Origin of the sequence: Rhodococcus sp. 05-2255-1e (assembly GCF_002259025.1) — a bacterium.
Classification (GTDB): Bacteria; Actinomycetota; Actinomycetes; order Mycobacteriales; family Mycobacteriaceae; genus Rhodococcoides; species Rhodococcoides fascians.
In genome coordinates this window covers 615,404-631,402 of the sequence record NZ_NOZE01000009.1, presented here as the reverse complement: position 1 = coordinate 631,402, position 15,999 = coordinate 615,404, and the positions used below count along the sequence as shown (strand labels likewise).

Annotated in this window: 17 protein-coding genes and 1 pseudogene; 6 read left to right on the top strand and 12 right to left on the bottom strand. The window is 64.6% G+C overall.

Annotated elements, in window-relative coordinates; genetic code table 11:
- Positions 1-25: 25 nt before the first annotated feature.
- On the top strand, positions 26-343 hold the full coding sequence (locus CH262_RS06385) for a DUF222 domain-containing protein (protein WP_143547077.1): 318 nt from the start codon (positions 26-28) through the stop codon (positions 341-343).
- A gap of 319 nt (positions 344-662) precedes the next feature.
- On the opposite strand, the gene CH262_RS06375 is transcribed toward CH262_RS06385, so the two are convergent.
- Complete coding sequence (locus CH262_RS06375; protein ID WP_094643879.1) at positions 663-1,358, bottom strand: GNAT family N-acetyltransferase; 696 nt, start codon at positions 1,356-1,358, stop codon at positions 663-665.
- Between the two features lie 103 nt (positions 1,359-1,461).
- Here CH262_RS06375 and map point away from each other — a divergent pair, with 103 nt between their 5' ends.
- Positions 1,462-2,232, top strand: a complete 771-nt coding sequence (gene map, locus CH262_RS06370) for a type I methionyl aminopeptidase (protein ID WP_032386128.1) — start codon at positions 1,462-1,464, stop codon at positions 2,230-2,232.
- 18 nt (positions 2,233-2,250) lie between these two features.
- On the opposite strand, the gene CH262_RS06365 is transcribed toward map, so the two are convergent.
- Complete coding sequence (locus tag CH262_RS06365; RefSeq protein WP_080731947.1) at positions 2,251-2,664, bottom strand: GNAT family N-acetyltransferase; 414 nt, start codon at positions 2,662-2,664, stop codon at positions 2,251-2,253.
- Positions 2,665-2,947: 283 nt separating this feature from the next.
- Between CH262_RS06365 and CH262_RS06360 the strand changes: the two genes are divergently transcribed.
- Positions 2,948-3,427 carry a winged helix-turn-helix domain-containing protein gene (locus tag CH262_RS06360; protein ID WP_032366689.1) on the top strand — a complete coding sequence of 160 codons (480 nt, stop codon included), beginning with the start codon at positions 2,948-2,950 and terminating at the stop codon, positions 3,425-3,427.
- Positions 3,428-3,441: 14 nt separating this feature from the next.
- Here the strand turns inward: CH262_RS06360 and CH262_RS06355 are convergent, their stop codons facing one another.
- The 5 genes from CH262_RS06355 to CH262_RS06335 all read right to left on the bottom strand — a co-directional run bounded on the left by CH262_RS06355 (position 3,442) and on the right by CH262_RS06335 (position 7,259).
- Entirely contained in the window at positions 3,442-3,966 is a 525-nt protein-coding gene (locus CH262_RS06355; protein WP_027494251.1) for a hypothetical protein, read from the bottom strand.
- A gap of 54 nt (positions 3,967-4,020) precedes the next feature.
- Positions 4,021-4,236: a VOC family protein gene (locus tag CH262_RS06350; RefSeq protein WP_157889861.1), complete on the bottom strand. Its 216-nt coding sequence runs from the start codon at positions 4,234-4,236 to the stop codon at positions 4,021-4,023.
- 38 nt (positions 4,237-4,274) lie between these two features.
- Positions 4,275-5,621 (bottom strand): LLM class flavin-dependent oxidoreductase, encoded by a 1,347-nt coding sequence (locus CH262_RS06345; RefSeq protein WP_032386126.1) that lies wholly within the window; start codon positions 5,619-5,621, stop codon positions 4,275-4,277.
- Between the two features lie 12 nt (positions 5,622-5,633).
- Complete coding sequence (locus CH262_RS06340; RefSeq protein WP_032366691.1) at positions 5,634-6,506, bottom strand: LLM class flavin-dependent oxidoreductase; 873 nt, start codon at positions 6,504-6,506, stop codon at positions 5,634-5,636.
- 342 nt (positions 6,507-6,848) lie between these two features.
- Positions 6,849-7,259 carry a nuclear transport factor 2 family protein gene (locus tag CH262_RS06335; RefSeq protein ID WP_032386125.1) on the bottom strand — a complete coding sequence of 137 codons (411 nt, stop codon included), beginning with the start codon at positions 7,257-7,259 and terminating at the stop codon, positions 6,849-6,851.
- Positions 7,260-7,385: 126 nt separating this feature from the next.
- Here CH262_RS06335 and CH262_RS06330 point away from each other — a divergent pair, with 126 nt between their 5' ends.
- Positions 7,386-9,200 carry an FAD/NAD(P)-binding protein gene (locus CH262_RS06330; protein ID WP_032386124.1) on the top strand — a complete coding sequence of 605 codons (1,815 nt, stop codon included), beginning with the start codon at positions 7,386-7,388 and terminating at the stop codon, positions 9,198-9,200.
- Between the two features lie 29 nt (positions 9,201-9,229).
- Here the strand turns inward: CH262_RS06330 and CH262_RS06325 are convergent, their stop codons facing one another.
- Complete coding sequence (locus CH262_RS06325; RefSeq protein WP_032386123.1) at positions 9,230-9,820, bottom strand: TetR/AcrR family transcriptional regulator; 591 nt, start codon at positions 9,818-9,820, stop codon at positions 9,230-9,232.
- Positions 9,821-9,913: 93 nt separating this feature from the next.
- Here CH262_RS06325 and CH262_RS06320 point away from each other — a divergent pair, with 93 nt between their 5' ends.
- On the top strand, positions 9,914-10,933 hold the full coding sequence (locus CH262_RS06320) for an aldo/keto reductase (protein WP_032369853.1): 1,020 nt from the start codon (positions 9,914-9,916) through the stop codon (positions 10,931-10,933).
- Between the two features lies 1 nt (position 10,934).
- A complete protein-coding gene (locus tag CH262_RS06315) occupies positions 10,935-11,792 on the top strand; it encodes an LLM class flavin-dependent oxidoreductase (protein ID WP_032386122.1) in 858 nt (285 codons plus the stop codon).
- Between the two features lie 24 nt (positions 11,793-11,816).
- Here CH262_RS06315 and CH262_RS06310 read toward each other — a convergent pair whose 3' ends face one another.
- The 4 genes and pseudogenes from CH262_RS06310 to CH262_RS06295 all read right to left on the bottom strand — a co-directional run bounded on the left by CH262_RS06310 (position 11,817) and on the right by CH262_RS06295 (position 15,999).
- Positions 11,817-12,752, bottom strand: coding sequence for an NADP-dependent oxidoreductase (locus CH262_RS06310; protein WP_032386121.1), 936 nt, complete (start codon positions 12,750-12,752; stop codon positions 11,817-11,819).
- 37 nt (positions 12,753-12,789) lie between these two features.
- Positions 12,790-13,901: pseudogene (locus CH262_RS06305) on the bottom strand (LLM class flavin-dependent oxidoreductase).
- A complete protein-coding gene (locus CH262_RS06300; RefSeq protein WP_230591118.1) occupies positions 13,898-14,638 on the bottom strand; it encodes a DUF1684 domain-containing protein in 741 nt (246 codons plus the stop codon). Before CH262_RS06300 ends, CH262_RS06305 begins: the two are co-directional and overlap by 4 nt.
- Complete coding sequence (locus tag CH262_RS06295) at positions 14,635-15,999, bottom strand: NtaA/DmoA family FMN-dependent monooxygenase (RefSeq protein ID WP_032386648.1); 1,365 nt, start codon at positions 15,997-15,999, stop codon at positions 14,635-14,637. Before CH262_RS06295 ends, CH262_RS06300 begins: the two co-directional genes overlap by 4 nt.

The following is a 15,999-nucleotide window of genomic DNA, read 5'->3' as shown; positions in this document are numbered from 1 at the left end:
TGGGGGTCACCGGGGGGTGAAAAGAATGGCTGCACCAGTGGTGTCGTTGGATGCGTTGATCACTGCCGCGCGGGAAGAGAATCGGCATGCGGCCCGAAAGATCGCTGCCTGCTACGACTTCCACCTCACCTGCATCGCCCAGGATGCGAAGCATCGGCAGTACAGCCGGTACGGACGCACCGAAATGGCACTCGCGTTGAGCTGCTCCGCCACCGCCACCGTCGCCGAAGCGTACGTGTCCGTCGGCGTGGCACTGCACACCCGGCTTCCTCTGCTGAAAACCGCATTCGAGGCCGGCGACATCGACCTCCCCCGCGTAACCCACTCACCGACCGAGCCCTGATCTACCGGCCCGAAGCCCTCACCACCGTCAACAACCTCCAATGCCTCTGCGAATACCACCACAGCGTCAAAACCGCCGGCTACTGGACCGCCGTCATGCTCCCCGGAGGTGCCATCCTATGGACCTCCACCTCGAAGACCACCCGAATCACCCTGCCAGCCAACGGAACAGCCGTACCCATCATCGGCAACGACCTCCGGCCACACATCCCCACCCAACCCAGACGATCAGGCGTCATCGCCTACCCCGACCCACCAGACAACCCGACCCCGGAACCAGAACCGACCAACGAAGAAGACGAGGAGCCGCCATTCTGACCTCAGACGTCGGCCGCTCGTTCCGGCGTTCTCACCAGCGTCAGCTGCGACGTCTGGCGCAGCGAGAATCCGATGGAGAGGTACAGCTCGATAGCGCGGATGTTCGTCGCGGCGGCATGCAGGAACGGCTCGTCGCCTCGGGCCCTGATGCCGTGACCGACCGCGCGGACCAGCTCGGTGGCCAAGCCCTGTCCGCGATGAGCCGGGTCGGTACACACTGCGCTGATCTCGGTCCACCCCGGCGGACGCATGCGCTCCCCTGCCATCGCGATCAGAGCGCCGCCCCGTCGGATACCGAGATACGTGCCGAGTTCGCGGGTGCGAGGAAGGAACGGGCCTGGCTCGGTGCGTCGCACGAGATCGAGCATCTCGGGCACGTCGTCGGCTGTCAGTTCTACTGCCTCGGCCAACGGCCGGGTCTCGAGTTCAGTGCCCACGAGTTGAACGATCCCGAAGCTGTCGACCACGGACCACCCCTCGGGCACATCCAGCACCGGCCCCCGCAATCCCACGATGCTTCGCGGCCCGAACAGCACTGCGATGTCGTCCCAATCCCGTGGCTGCAGAACGTCGGGATGCGCCAGAAAGGGCGAGACCTGGGGATCAGCGCGAATCACTCGGCCGCGCGTGATCGCAAACCGCGACAGCGGACCCCCGAGGGAGGTACGAATGGGATCGTCGAGAGGGTGAACAGACACGTCGGTCAGCGTCCCATGTCGGGCTCGGTCAGTTGCTCACGACCCACTCCGTCACCAATACTTATACCGGTATAGTTATTCGCATCGAACCGAAAGGCATTCCGTGATCGAAATCCTGCCCCCGAGCAAGATTCCCCTTGCCCGTGAAACCGGCGCACTCGTAGCCGAAATTCTCGAGACCGTCCGCGAACGCGCGGCCGTCGGCACCAACCTGCTCGAGATCGACGAATGGTCCAAGGACATCATCCTCGGGGCGGGGGCGACGTCGTGCTACGTCGACTACGCGCCGTCCTTCGGGCGCGGACCGTTCGGCCACTACATCTGCACGTCGGTCAACGACGCTGTGCTGCACGGTTTACCGCACGACTACAACCTGGCCGACGGCGATCTGCTGACCCTCGATCTTGCCGTGATCCTGGGCGGCGTGGCATCGGACTCGGCCATCAGTTTCGTCGTCGGCGAGAACAAGCCGGCAGAGAGCCTGGCGATGATCGATGCCACCGAACGAGCGTTGGCCGCGGGTATCGCCGCGGCACGTCCGGGCAACAAGATCGGCGATATCTCCCACGCCATCGGGACGGTTCTTCGCGAAGCCGGCTACCCCATCAACGTTCAGTTCGGTGGTCACGGAATCGGGTCGACCATGCATCAGGATCCGCACGTATCCAATACCGGCAGGCCCGGTCGCGGCTACGGCCTTCGCCCCGGCCTGATGTTGGCACTCGAGCCCTGGGTGATGGCGGATACCGATGAGCTGGTCACCGACCCCGACGGGTGGACGTTGCGTAGCACCACCGGTTGCCGCACCGCGCACAGCGAACACACCGTCGTCATCACCGACAGCGGGGCCGAAATCATGACCCTACGTTCGTGATTCTGCGTCGGTAGTGAGTCACAAACGCTTCTCGAAAGTGTTGGAGAACGGCAGCAGTTCGTACGGCGGAAACACCGGGATGCGGGTGTAGCCGCTCTTCTCGTACAGCCGCACCGCGTCGGGCTGACGATCACCGGTCTGCAGAATCAAGCGTCGCAATCCCTGGTCGCGGGCCGCATTCTCGGACGCCTGCAGCAGCGCGGTGGAGACTCCCGACCCACGGTGATCAGGATGAACGAACATTCGCTTCAGTTCGAGGTCGGGGCCGTTCCACCGCAGAGCGGCATGCCCGACGGCCTGCTCGACGTTCTGCGCATCGCACCGATAGACGACGAACGTGCGATGCACGTCGCCTTCGTCCACGGCATTGGCCTGCGTCTTCGCCATCAAGGCCGCTCGGTCCGCGTATCGGGGACCCACCTCCGATGCCATTGCGGCACGGAGCGATTCGGCGTCGGGATGGTTCCAGTCGACGGCGCGGGTGACGAGGTCGGTTCGGGACTGCGCTACATCGGTCACGCTCGATCGGACCACGCGCTACGGGCCGGCGTCAACCGCTGCAATCACGGTGAGTTTATTGCTGGTGCGCCCAGTCGTCGTCGTGCACTGTGACAGCGTGAACACGAACTGTCGCTGCCCACGCTGACCATCCGACTTCCCCCATCGTCGACAGCACTTGTCACAGTCGACAGCACTTGTCACAGGAGCCACAGCCATGAGCACCGAAGCGACCGTCGTTCTTCGCATCTCCGATTCCGGGACGTCATCCTTGCAGGGATTGACTCGACCGCAGTTGCACGCCCTCGCCGATGCTCTTCGCGTCGCCGCCAAAAGCTATGCACCGCATGCCAAGATCCTGACGCGTTTCGACGTCCGGGTGAACGAACTCAACGCTCCCCTCGTCATCGACCTACCCGCACGCGATGTCGTTCTCGCCGGCAAGAGCGTTCGGTTCAGCCACACCGAGTTCGAGATCTTCGCCTATCTCGCCCAGCATCCTCGTGTCGTGGTGAACAGATCCGAGCTGAGTGACTCGAACGGCGGCCGCAGTGTCGACGTCCATCTCTCCAGGGTGCGAACCAAACTCGGGCAGTACGGCCGACTGATCACGACGGTCCGCGGCACCGGCTACCGATTCGACCCCGAGCCCGGAATTCGCGTCATCACCGAGCCGTCGGTGCTGCGCAGCGCCTGAGATCAGTTACACGACTACCGCGTCAGTGCTGCTGTTCGACGTCGACGGTTGCGCCGTACCACCACGAACACGAGCAACGCGACCAGAACCACCGCGATGATCGCGCCCAGTGCCGTCGCGCCACGGAAGCCGGGTGCGCTGGTATCGAGGGTGCGTTCGCCGGCGTGGGCGGCGTTGCTGGTACCCAGAACGATGGTCAGAGTCAGCAGGTTCGGGATGGCGGTGACGACTGCGAGAATCACCGATCCGATCGCCAACTGCTTTCCCGCCCTACCCTTTCGGACCGACCACGCACTCCAGAAGAACATCAGTGGCGCGAACGTGCAGACGATTCCGAACAGCAGGCCCCACAGAATTCCCTTGGTGAACGTGCGATCAGCCAGGCTCTCGACGCGCAGGCTCCACCACCGCGGCAGGAACGCCGCCAGAACGAAGTAAGCGATCAACAGAAGAACGACGCCGGCACCGAGCAGGATGCCGCGCCGCTTCCAATTCGCCGAGCTGGTCGACGGTGCAGGCGTGGTCGGGTCAGCAGTCATAGGCCCATGGTAGAGCGTTCACGTTCCCATCGGACCCGACCCGAGACCTGATCGTTAGCTTCGACCGGAGATGCGGTCGAAGTCCAATCGAAAGCCCTCGGGAGCTCTCGCGTTGTCGATGACACAGAAGCGGTTGCCTTCGGTATCCGCCAGTACGACGAAATCGGCGCCATCCGGATACCGCCACTCGACGGTAGTCGCACCGAGGGACAGCAATCGCGTCACTTCCCGCTTCTGCCCCGCCGTATCGGGCGCTCCCAGAACCAGCACCTAGCGCTACCGCTTCCCGTCCGCCGCGTGACGTATTTTCACGACGCCCGTGCACGGTCGGAAACAGCGTCACCGTCGAGGCCCAGGTGTCCCCGCAACGTCGTCGAGGTGTATTCGGTACGGAACACCCCTCGCTCCTGCAATGCCGGGACCAATTTGTCGACCAGATCGCCGATGGCGTCACGCAGGTGATACGGGTTGATGTTGAAGCCGTCGACCACACGGTGACGCACGAGGGCTGCCCAGTGGTCTGCCACTGCCGCAGGGGTTCCCGAGTGGAAGCGCGACGCCGGCGACACTTCGAGCACCAACTCTCGGATGGACAGCCCTTTCTCTTCCGAGAGGGCTCGCCATTGCGCGATCTGAGTCAGTTTGCCGGTCCGAGCGTCGATGGACAGCGTGCCGCGTGACGGATCCAGCTCGGCGTCCACCGGATCGATGTCGGGTAGTGGGCCCTCCGGGTCGTACGCCGAGAGGTCCTTGCCCCAATAGTGCTCGAGAAAGGCGATGGCTCGAACACCGTTGTGCGCGTTGGTTCGAAGCCACCGCACCTTTTCTTCGGCATCGGCTTCGGTATCGCCGAGTACGACGGTCACCCCGGGCAAGATCTTCACGGCATCGGCCGGTCGGCCGTAGGCAACCGTCCGGGCACGTAGATCTTTGGCGTAGGTCACCGCTGCGTCGTAGGCGTTGTTGGCCGAGAAGACGACGTCGGCGTGCCGGGCTGCGAGGTCCCGTCCTCCCGGCGAATCGCCGGCCTGGAACAGCACCGGCCTACCTTGCACACTGGACCGAACGTTGGGTGCCGCAACCGCTTCGAGCAGATCGGTGTGGGACTCCACAGGGGAATTTGCCCAGTACTGCTTCGCCAGTTCGACCACCTGGGTGGCGCGCTCGTAACGGCGTTCGTGCTCCAACCACCCTCCGCGCCTGAAGTTTTCACCCGTCCAGGCGTTGTCGGTGGTGACGATGTTCCATCCGGCGCGCCCGTCCGACAGCGCGTCCAGGCTGGCCAAACGACGAGCCAACTCCACCGGGATGCTGTACGTGGTGTTCTGGGTCGCGACAAGTCCGATGCGCTCGGTCACCGACGCCAGAGCCGCCAGTTGCGTGATGGCGTCGGGCCTGCCGGCGATGTCGGTGGAGAGAATGTCGCCACGGTTCTCTCGGATACGTTGACCGTCCCCGAGAAAGAACGCGTCGAACAAACCGCGTTCGAGTGTGCCGGCGACTTCGACGAACGTGTCGGTGGCCACTTGATCGGGGGCGTTCGGATGCTCCCAGACCGTCTGCGCGCCTATTCCTGGATAGAACACGCCCAGATGAATCTGCGCGTTCGGGTCGAACGGTGCGCCGGTGTCCGGGTGATGGTCGATGATGCCCATGACAGCTCTTCTCTACTCGTGCGCAGCCGCGGCGTAGCGGCTGACCGGACGCGGCAACCCCAGGTTCTCCCGCAGCGACAGTCCCGGCGTCGGTCGACGAATCAGATGTGCCGGTACCGCAAGCTCTTTCAACGCCGCACCACCGAGGTGCAGCCGAACGCCGTCGACGACACCGGCGAGGGCCTCGGCCTTCGACAGGTGGTCGATATCGGCGAACACCAGCGCGGCTCCGTCGCGGCGAGCGGCGTCGGCCTGCTCGCCGATACCGTCCCCGCGTACGAGTGCGACATCGAGCAGATCGGTGACTCCCAGGTCGGCGTCGCCGATGACGACCACCTGCCCCTGCGGCGGACGAGGAGTGATCAGTGGCCCTACGACGTCGAAGAATTCGCCCTCGAAGCGCACGTGATGCACGCGAGCGGGATCGAGATACCGGCCGGACTCCGCGTCTCGAACGACGGCGTCGTCTTCCCACGAATCCCACAGCCGCCGAGCCACGTCGATGACGTCACGCACTTCGGCGGTGGTCTCGGAGCGGACCTCGGATCCGACAGCCGCGTGAGTGTCCGCGCTGTTGTCGACACCGACCACCCAGGCCCCGCGGCCGTGCGATGCGTGGTCCACACTCGCGAGTTGTGTTGCGAGAAAGAACGGTTCGGTCGTCAAAGTGTGGACCGTGGGAGCCAGGCCGAGGGTGGACGTGGTGGAGGCGACGAATGCCGCACGAGTACCTGCATCGAGGCGCTCGCGTGAGGAGACCAGCGAATCACCGAAGGTGACGAGGGTGAAGCCGGCGCGTTCGGCGTCGGCGACGTTCTGCTTCAGGAGCGCGGGTGTCTCGTCGAACCCGTCGAGTTCGACGGCGAAGTACAACGTCTCGGTCATCCTCGGTTCAGCCCTTCGCACTCATCGTGTTCCTGCTTCCTGTACCGACGATCTTCACCGGACGGCTCAACCACGAGTTCCGAAGTCCAGCGCCGCGGCGGTGCAGGCAGGCTGAGCTCCGAGTCGATCGATCAACGCCGCTGCCAGTGCTTTCAGCCAGGTCATACGTGGACCCTAGGTTCATCCGCTGTAGAGCACACCCGTTGCGATCACGCTGATTCGAAGGACGTAGATGCCGTAGTACGTAGATGTCGCAGTACGTAGACGCGCAGTGTCAGCACGAGGTCACCGCTCTCGCGGGCCCGGACCACCTCTCCACTGTCACCGATCAGGTCGTGCGACCTACGTCGACCTCCACGTGGACCCGGTTTCGCGCTCGAAGACCGGCCGCACATCCACGGTGTCGTAGACGATGGACAGTGCAGTGATGCATCCGTTCTCGTCGAGTTCGGCGACGTCGACCACGTCGAACGGGGCCGCCACACCCGAGGGCAGTCTCCAGTCGAAATGGAACCAGAACGTGACGAGTCGAGCGCCTTCGGACGTACGACCTTCGGCGACGCCCTTCGAGGTCAGCGTCGCACCCGAGGTGTCCGCGAAAAGCGCGCGATAGAAGTCGGATGCGGGCGTCGGTCCGTACAGCGGCGAGTGCACAACCGCACCGGGTGCGAACAGAGTCAGGACCGCATCGACGTCGGCCCGTCGAAGTGCATCGAGGTACTGCTCGACCAAGTGGTCCGCGGACGAGTTCATGGAGCAAGGGTAGCCGACCGCCAGGACGCAAGACATTCGCTCATCGTGATTTTTTGCCCCTGCAGCAACGACTTTCGGCGTGTGCATACTTCTCGTAGTGGGACAGTGTCAGATGGAGGGCCGCCGGTGAAATCGTTCACTATCGCCATTGTGGGTGCGGGTCCGCGCGGCACAGGTGTACTCGAACGACTGCTGGCGCGCCGGTCCGATGCGGAGCTGCACATCCACGTCGTCGATCCGTTCCCTCCGGGGGCCGGTCGCATCTGGCGTAGCAGTCAACCACCGCTGCTGTGGATGAATTCGGTGGCCGCCGACGTCACCATGTTCACCGACGACACCACCGTCGTCGACGGTCCGATTCGCCCCGGTCCGACGCTGGCGCAGTGGGTTCTGGAACATGCCGACACCCTGCGCCAGGACCTCGAATTGCGGGACGAACTGCGCGATTTCGGTCCGCATTCCTTCGCGTCGCGGACTTTACAGAGTCGCTACCTCAGCTGGGTGTTCGAGCACGCCGTTGCCGACACCGACACGCACGTTCACGTTCATCGAGCACGGGTGACGGACCTGACCGCCGACCAGGTACTGCTACTCGACGACGGATCGACCATCCGCGCCGATGCCGTGCTCTTGGCACAGGGACATCCGGATGCGCTTGCATCGCACCGTGAATCACAGCTCGATGAGTTCTCCCGAACCCATGGGCTGACGTACATCGGCCCCGGATACACCGCAGATCTGGATCCCAGCCGAGTGCCTGCGGGAGAACCGGTGCTGATTGCCGGGCTCGGATTGGCATTCATCGACTGGATGGTGTTGCTCGCGGAAACTCGCGGTGGATCGTTCGCCCGCAACGCGGACGGCGTGCTCGAGTACACCGCCTCCGGCCGCGAACCGATTCTCTATGCGGGTTCGCGGCGCGGAGTTCCGTACCACGCGAAGATCTCCTACGACATCGCCGCGGCGCGCCCGCCCCTCCCGAAGTTCTTCACCGCCGACGCCTTCCCCGGCCACGGCCCTCTGCACTTCCGCGACGAAATCTGGCCGCTCGCATCCAAAGAACTGGCCTGGGCTCATTACTACGAGTTGTTCACGGCCCACCCCGAGCGAACAGTCGGCTCCTGGACGGAGTTCGAGATCGGATTGAGCGAGATCACCTGGGGATCGCAGGAACTCACCGCCTTCGTGGAGCAATTCGTTCCGAAGGACGAGGACCGCATCGATCTGGCACGGCTCGACAAGCCCTTTGCCGGACGGCGTTTCGAGGGACTCGACGAGGTAGGTACCGAGCTGCAGACCTACATCGAGACCGACCTTCGTCGTCGAGCAGATCCCTACTACAGCTCGGATGCCGCCGTCTTCTCGGCACTGCTCTCGGTGTACATGACCATCGGAGAGTTGTTGCGACGCGGGCGCATTCCGGCGCAGTCGGTCGCCGGCGATGTGGAAGGGTGGCTGCACTCGTTCTTCAGTTTCGTCGCGAGCGGTCCGCCACCGGAACGGCTCGAACAACTCCTGGCCCTCAGCCGGGCGAACATCGTTCACTTCCTCGGCCCCGATGTCACCTTCTCCCCGGAGAACGGGTCGTTCCTCGCCCGTAGCTCTGCACACGATGTGGTGGTGCACGCCGACACTCTGATCGACGCGCGCTTACCCGTCGCATCGATCGCCGCCGCCGGAGACGAATTGCTTCGCACCCTGCATACGCGCGGCGACATCACCGACATCCGCGCCACCGAGCACAGCGCAGCGAAAGTAGCAGTCGACGGGCGCTCTCGATTGATCACCGCGTCGGGAGAGGCGGCCGAGAACCGCTACGCGGTGGGTCCGTGGGTCGCCGGACACACGTGGTCGAGCGCCTTTCCGCGGCCGAGGACCAACGCCGGGTTCTTCCGACACAACGACCAGCTCGCGGCAGAACTACTGCGGCACAGCCGCTGAACCGTCGGTCGGCCGAACAACGGACCGGATCACGGCGCGATGCGCAGTCCGGCGATCAGCACCCGCGCCATCTTGCGCGGGTCGTAGCGGCTGTCCGTGGCACCGATGCACAGGTTGCCGACCGCCCGCATCAACTCCAATGCGGTCTGCCCCGGGGCGATCTCCCCCGAGTCCGCAGCGGCGTCGAGCAATGACTCGCACACCGGAACCAGCCGGTTCAGGAAGTAGCTGTGCAAGGTCTCGAATCCGGCACTGTCCGACTGCATGGCCTCGGCCAGACCGTGTTTGGTGACCAGGAAGTCGACGAACCGATCGATCCAGAGCACCAACGCCGCGTGCGGTGATTCGCGGCCGGCGAGAAGCTCCTGACCGGCGACGGCGCAGGCCTCCACCTGATGTCGGAAGACGGCGACGACGAGGTCGCCCCGCGTCGGGAAGTGCCGGTAGATGGTTCCCACGCCGACGCCGGCCCGCCTGGCGATATCGCGCACCGGCACTTCTACTCCCGACTCGACGAACGCAGCCGCCGCCGCGTCGAGCAAGGTCGCTTCGTTGCGCCTCGCATCCGCCCGCTTTCTGGGCTGCTCGGCTTCGGCCTCGGTCACTGTTCCTCCAGCCATCGACAAACGGAACAACGTTCCGTATGTTTGTTTGCGGAACGTTGTTCCGCTTACTCGCAGAGTAACCCCTCCAGAGGCCACAAGGAGATCCCCATGCAGTACCGCACACTGGGACGCACCGGCGTCCAGGTCAGCACTCTCTCGCTCGGCGCGATGAACTTCGGTGCCATCGGACGCACCACGCAAGACGAGGCAACCGCGATCGTCGACGCCGCACTCGAGGGCGGTATCAACCTCATCGACACCGCGGACATGTACAGCCAGGGACAATCCGAGGAAATGGTCGGCAAGGCGATCGAAGGTCGGCGCGAGAACATCGTGCTGGCCACCAAAGTGTTCAACCCCATGGGCGACGAACGCAATCATCAGGGCAGCTCCCGCCGCTGGATCGTCACCGAACTGGAGAACAGTCTGCGCCGACTCGGTACCGATCACGTCGACCTCTACCAGATACACCGCTGGGACCCCACCACGAGCGACGAGGAAACCCTCTCGGCGCTGACAGATCTGCAGCGTGCCGGGAAGATTCGATACTTCGGCTCCTCCACCTATCCGGCTTACCGAATCGTGCAGGCGCAGTGGACCGCACGGGAGCACCGTCTAGGGCGGTTCGTCACCGAGCAGCCGCCGTACTCGATCCTGCAGCGCGGCATCGAATCCCACGTCCTTCCGGTCGCGCAGGAGTACGGAATGGGGGTTCTGGCGTGGAGTCCCCTGGCGGGCGGCTTCCTCTCCGGAGCCATCCGGGCCGGGCGAGAGACCACCACCAACCGCGCGGCGATGATGCCCGAGCGATTCGGCACGGACACTCCCACGGGACGGGCCAAACTCGACGCCGTCGAGAAACTGGTCGGTGTTGCCGACGAAGCCGGACTGACACTGATCCAACTCGCACTCGGTTTCGTGACGGCTCATCCGGGAGTCACCAGCGCGATCGTCGGGCCGCGTACCGTCGAGCACCTACACTCGCAGCTCGCTGCCGCCGACACCGTCCTCCCGGCCGATGTCCTCGACAGGATCGACGAGATCGTAGCTCCGGGAGTCGATCTCGCGCCGGACGACAAGTTCGACACCCCGCCGGCACTGCTCGACGCCTCCCTGCGGAGACGCTGACATGGTCAGCTACGGGATCATGACCCCTCCCCAGAACGTCTCCTACGCCGACCTGCTCCGGGTGTGGCGCGAGGCAGACGGCATTCCGGAAATCGAGCACGCGTGGCTGTTCGATCACCTCATGCCCATCGGCGGTGACCTCGACGGCCCGATCTTCGAAGGCTGGACCATGCTGTCCGCATTGGCCGCTCGCACCGAGCGGTTGCGATTGGGAATCATGGTCACCAGCAATCGGATCCGTCCACCCGCGATTCTCGCGAAGATCGCCGTCACGGTCGACACGGTCTCGGACGGGCGGCTGGACTTCGGCATCGGTGCCGGATCACGGCCGAGCGTGCCGATGGCGAGACGGGAGTACGACGGGAGCGGGCTGCCCTACAGCGACGCTGCGAATGCTGTTGCGCGACTGAGTGAATCGCTCACGGTGATTCGTAGGCTCTGGACCGAGAGTGAGCCCTTCGACTTTCACGGCAACCACGTCGACCTCGTCGGGGCATTCCAGAATCCGAAACCGATTCAGCGACCGGGCCCGCCGATCGTGATCGGCGGCCGGGCGGCAGGAGTGCTGCGCCTCGTCGCCGAACACGCCGACGTATGGAACATTCCCGGTGGGGACCTGGCCGACGCACTGGACAGAGGCAGACTACTCGACCGGTACTGCGCCGAGATCGGGCGCGATCCAGGGGCGATCACCCGATCGATCGCTCTCGGGGTGTCGTTCGAAGAACCCGAGAGAACGAGAAACGACATCGGCGACGCGGTGGCCGCCGGATTCGATCATGTCGTTCTCATCCTCCCCGGACCCTATCCCGATGGCATCGCGCAGAGAGTGACCGAGGCGTTCATCGATCGCTCGTAAGAACCCGTGCGCCGGGCCTTGTCCTCACGGAACCAGAACGAACTTTCCACGCGGGTGCGTCGACTGCAGTTCGGCATGCGCCTTCGCCACGTCCTCGAGCGGGAAGGTCTTGGCAACCGTGACCTCGAATACGCCTGCACCCGCCTGCTCCAGCAGCACCGGGGATGCGAGGCGTCGACGCTCCATACTGACCGGCCCACCAACGGTGAGGAACCCGTCTGCCGAAGCTCGTCCGAAGGCGGCCGTGCTGACCAATCTCGCTCTGTCCGTCAGTAATTCGAGAGAGACGTCGACGGCCTCGTCGGTGCCCACCGTGTCGATTGCCGCATCCACCCCATTCGGCGCGGCTGCTCGTACCCGGTCGATCAGTCCGTCGCCGTACTCGACGGGCTCGACACCGTAGGACCGGAGCGCGTCGTGGTTCTGTTGGCGCGCAGTCCCGATGACGGTGGCCCCACGCTCCAGAGCGAGCTGAGCCACCACGGACCCGACGCCGCCCGCCGCCCCGTGCACGAGAACGGTGTCTCCGCTCTCGACACCGACGGATTCCAGTGCGTCGTAGGCAGTTCCAGCCACGGCGAGTACACCCGCAGCAACGTTCCAGTCCAGGGCTTCCGGCTTCGGAAACACGAACCGCGCGGGAACCAGAATTCGCTCGGCGTACGTACCGTTCTGGCCGGAGACAACCACCGCGTCGCCGACGGCGACAGGACCGACCGGCCCCTCGACGGTTCCGCCGACCGCCACCACGATGCCCGACGCCTCGCTGCCCAACGCGATCGGAAGCTTCGACGCGTCGGTGCCGAATGCACCGCTGTAGCTCTTGTAGTCGAAGGGGTTGACGCCAATCGCTTTGACTTCGACCAGAACCTGGCCCTCGGATGGTTCAGGCAGCCCTCGTTCGACGATCTCGATGACGTCCGGTCCACCGTAGGACGCTGCAACAGCAACTCGTGTCATGCGCGGTACAACGGTCACCACGACGCAAATGTTCCGCTCAGATCCGCAGGCGCGGCAGTCCCCATTCCCTACCGAGCAATTCGTACGAGCGCAGCCGGTCCGCATGGTCGTATGTGACCGAGGTGAGCACGAGTTCGTCCGCATCGGTCGCTTCCTGCAGGGCGTCGAGCTTCACCGCGACCGTCGCCGCAGACCCGACGATCTGGGTGTCCACCCGATCCGCTACGCGCTGGTACTCCTCGTCGGTCAGAGGTGCCACATTGTTCGGATCCGGATACTCGATCGCACCTCGACCACTGCGAATGCTGTGCACCCATTGCGGAAAAGACGCTGCAAGCTCTCGGGCCTGCGAATCCGATTCTGCAACAACTACATCGGCCGACACCGCCACGTACGGCGAGGACAACCGGGCCGACGGCAGAAAAGCACGGCGATACTCGTCGATCGCCTCGAGAGTCGTCCCCGGGCTGAAGTGATAACTCGCCGCGAACGGCAGACCGCGGGCACCGGCCTCACGGGCAGTCGGCCCAGCGCTGCTGCCGAACAGCCACAGCGCCACATCGGCCCCGACACCCGGGCGTGCCGTCAACGGCACCTCGTCGCGCTCGTAGCTACCGGCAAGCAGCGCAACAAGGTCGTCGAGTTGATCGACGAATTCCGGGACCTCAGCGTGTGGCTGCTGCAGCGCAGCCAGAGACGCACCCAGCAGCGGGGTCGTTCGCGGGGTCGCCACTGGGAACAGTCCACCGTGTTCCGATGACACCGCGTGCTCGGGCGCAGCCTGCTGTGCACCGGTCAGGGCTGCTGCTCTGCGCTGCCCGGATCGACCCACACCAAGATCGATACGACCCGGATACAGCGCGTCCACCGTTCCGAAGGACTCCACTACGGCAGCAGCTGTCGTGAAACCGAGCTGGACCGCAGCCGATCCGACACGAATGCGGTTGGTGGCAGCCGCAATCAAACCCACCAGTACGGCAGGCGCAGAACTGGCCGCAGCGACGAAGTGATGCTCGGCAACCCAGTAGCGCTCGTAGCCCACTCTTCGGCCTGTCGTGCCAGATCGAGCGAATTCCGGAGCGCCTGAGCAGTGCTCGACCCAGCGCTGATCGGTGCCAGGTCGAGAACGGACAGCGGCACGCGCGTCATCCGGGCGTCTTCTCCCCTGCTTCGACAGCCACCGTCAGCCGGTTCTCCGCCGGTGCGACCGGGCACGTCGCGTAGTCGGTGAACGCGCACGGCAGGTTCGCCGCTCGGTTGAAATCGAGTGCCACGGAGCCACCCTCGGGTTCCGCCACAGCAAGGATCCGCGCCGCCGGGTACGTGGTGACCCCGCTCGTGGCATCGGTGAACAGAACCTTCAGACCAGTGCCGTTGCCGCCGAACGCAACCAACTGCTGGGCCGTACCGGCCAGCTCGAAATCGAGGGTGCCCACCGCAGTGTGGTGGTGTTCGAGACCCTCGACCACGGCACCTGTCGTCACGGTGACCGGGGCGTCGTAGGGCGTGAACGTGGCGCGGGCCACGAACTGCTCGCTGGGCTCGTAGGCCGGTATTCCGTTGTAGGACTGCAGGGTCGAGGCTTTCGGATCGTGGACCCGCAACGCCACCGCGCCGGTGCGGCGGATGACCTCGATACGGCGTTCACCGTCGTCGACGAGGATCCCGGGCGCACCCTCCACCGGATTCAGAGTCGTCACCCCGTCCACTCCCTCGACGGTCACCGAGTCCGAGTCGGCCCGCCATCGGCCGGGCAGATCGGCAACGATCTCGAACTCGTCGGTGAGCCAATACAATCCGGTCAGCGACAACCATCCCAATGGATCGCCGTAGGACGCTTCCCGGTCCGCGTGCCACTGCTTCCAGTCCTGCTCGAATTCACTCACGATGCTCGTACTCCTTCACGCTGTTGGTACGGGTGACGCAGACCGAGGTGATCACGCAGCGTGTTACCGGTGTACTCGGTACGGAAACTACCGCGATCCTGCAGTTCTGGGACGACTTTGTCGACGAACTCGTCGAGTCCGGCCGGCGTGATGTGCGGGACGAGGATGAACCCGTCGCACGCATCGTTCTGGACGTAGCTGTCGATGTCCTCTGCTACCTGTGCCGGCGTTCCGACGAACTGCTGCCGGGTCGTCACCGCGATGATGAGCTCCCGGATGCTCAGGTTCTCGGCCTCGGCACGCTCACGGTACTGCTGCGCAAGGGTTCTCGGGTCACCGTGGCGAGCGCGACCACGGGTGATGCTCACGTCACCACTCGGCTCGACGTCGGGCAGCGGTCCGTCCGGGTCGTAGTCGGACAGGTCTCGTCCCCACACCTGCTCCAGAAACGAGATGGCCGTCTTGCCGCTGACCTGTTGGTGCCGAATATGGTCGGCCTTCTCGGCTGCATCCTGGGCCGAGTCCCCGAGGACGAACGTGGCGGCGGGCAGCACCTTCAGGTCGGCGTGCTCGCGGCCGTATTTGGCCAACCTTCCCTTGACGTCGGTGTAGAACTTCTGCCCGTCCTCCAGCGTTCCGTGGATGGTGAAGATCGCATCCGCCTTGGCCGCACCGAACTCACGACCTTCGTCGGAATCGCCGGCCTGCAACAACACCGGGTGTCCCTGCGGACTGCGCGGCAACGTGAAGCGGCCCGTCACATCGAATTGACGACCCGAATGCGAGACCGTGCGGATCTCGGATTCTCGGCCGAAGACACCTCGATCCCGATCGACGACGAACGCATCGGACTGCCACGAATCCCAGAACTCTCGGGCGACGTCGATGATCTCGTTCGCTCGCACGTAGCGGTCGGCCCGGTCGAGGTAGCCACCGCGTCGGAAGTTCTCTCCGGTGAACGCGTCGGACGAGGTCACCATGTTCCACGCCGCGCGCCCGTCGGACAGGTGGTCCAGCGAAGAGAACTGCTTGGCGAGCTCGAAGGGCTCGTTGAACGTGGTGTTGATCGTCCCGGCGAGTCCGAGCTTCGTCGTCACCGATGCCAACGCGTTCAACACCGTGAGCGTGTCCGGGCGGCCGACGACGTCGAGATCGTGAATCTTGTTGCGATGCTCGCGTAATCGCAGACCTTCGGCGAGGAAGAAGAAGTCGAACAGCCCACGCTCTGCGGACTCGGCCAGGTGGACGAACGAATCGAATTCGATCTGGCTCTTCGACGCCGGGTCGGTCCAGACGGTGGTGTTGTTGACGCCAGGGAAATGCGCGCCGAGGTGGATCTGCTTCTTGGTCCGCTTCGAGAT

Bases quoted from the DNA above. Each gene is read 5' to 3' on its own strand.
- CH262_RS06385 (WP_143547077.1), top strand. From the start codon at position 26: ATGGCTGCACCAGTGGTGTCGTTGGATGCGTTGATCACTGCCGCGCGG.
- CH262_RS06365 (WP_080731947.1), bottom strand. From the start codon at position 2,664: ATGGCATCGGAGGTGGGTCCCCGATACGCGGACCGAGCGGCCTTGATG.
- CH262_RS06360 (WP_032366689.1), top strand. From the start codon at position 2,948: ATGAGCACCGAAGCGACCGTCGTTCTTCGCATCTCCGATTCCGGGACG.
- CH262_RS06355 (WP_027494251.1), bottom strand. From the start codon at position 3,966: ATGACTGCTGACCCGACCACGCCTGCACCGTCGACCAGCTCGGCGAAT.
- CH262_RS06345 (WP_032386126.1), bottom strand. From the start codon at position 5,621: ATGGGCATCATCGACCATCACCCGGACACCGGCGCACCGTTCGACCCG.
- CH262_RS06340 (WP_032366691.1), bottom strand. From the start codon at position 6,506: ATGACCGAGACGTTGTACTTCGCCGTCGAACTCGACGGGTTCGACGAG.
- CH262_RS06335 (WP_032386125.1), bottom strand. From the start codon at position 7,259: ATGAACTCGTCCGCGGACCACTTGGTCGAGCAGTACCTCGATGCACTT.
- CH262_RS06325 (WP_032386123.1), bottom strand. From the start codon at position 9,820: ATGGCTGGAGGAACAGTGACCGAGGCCGAAGCCGAGCAGCCCAGAAAG.
- CH262_RS06320 (WP_032369853.1), top strand. From the start codon at position 9,914: ATGCAGTACCGCACACTGGGACGCACCGGCGTCCAGGTCAGCACTCTC.
- CH262_RS06315 (WP_032386122.1), top strand. From the start codon at position 10,935: ATGGTCAGCTACGGGATCATGACCCCTCCCCAGAACGTCTCCTACGCC.
- CH262_RS06310 (WP_032386121.1), bottom strand. From the start codon at position 12,752: ATGACACGAGTTGCTGTTGCAGCGTCCTACGGTGGACCGGACGTCATC.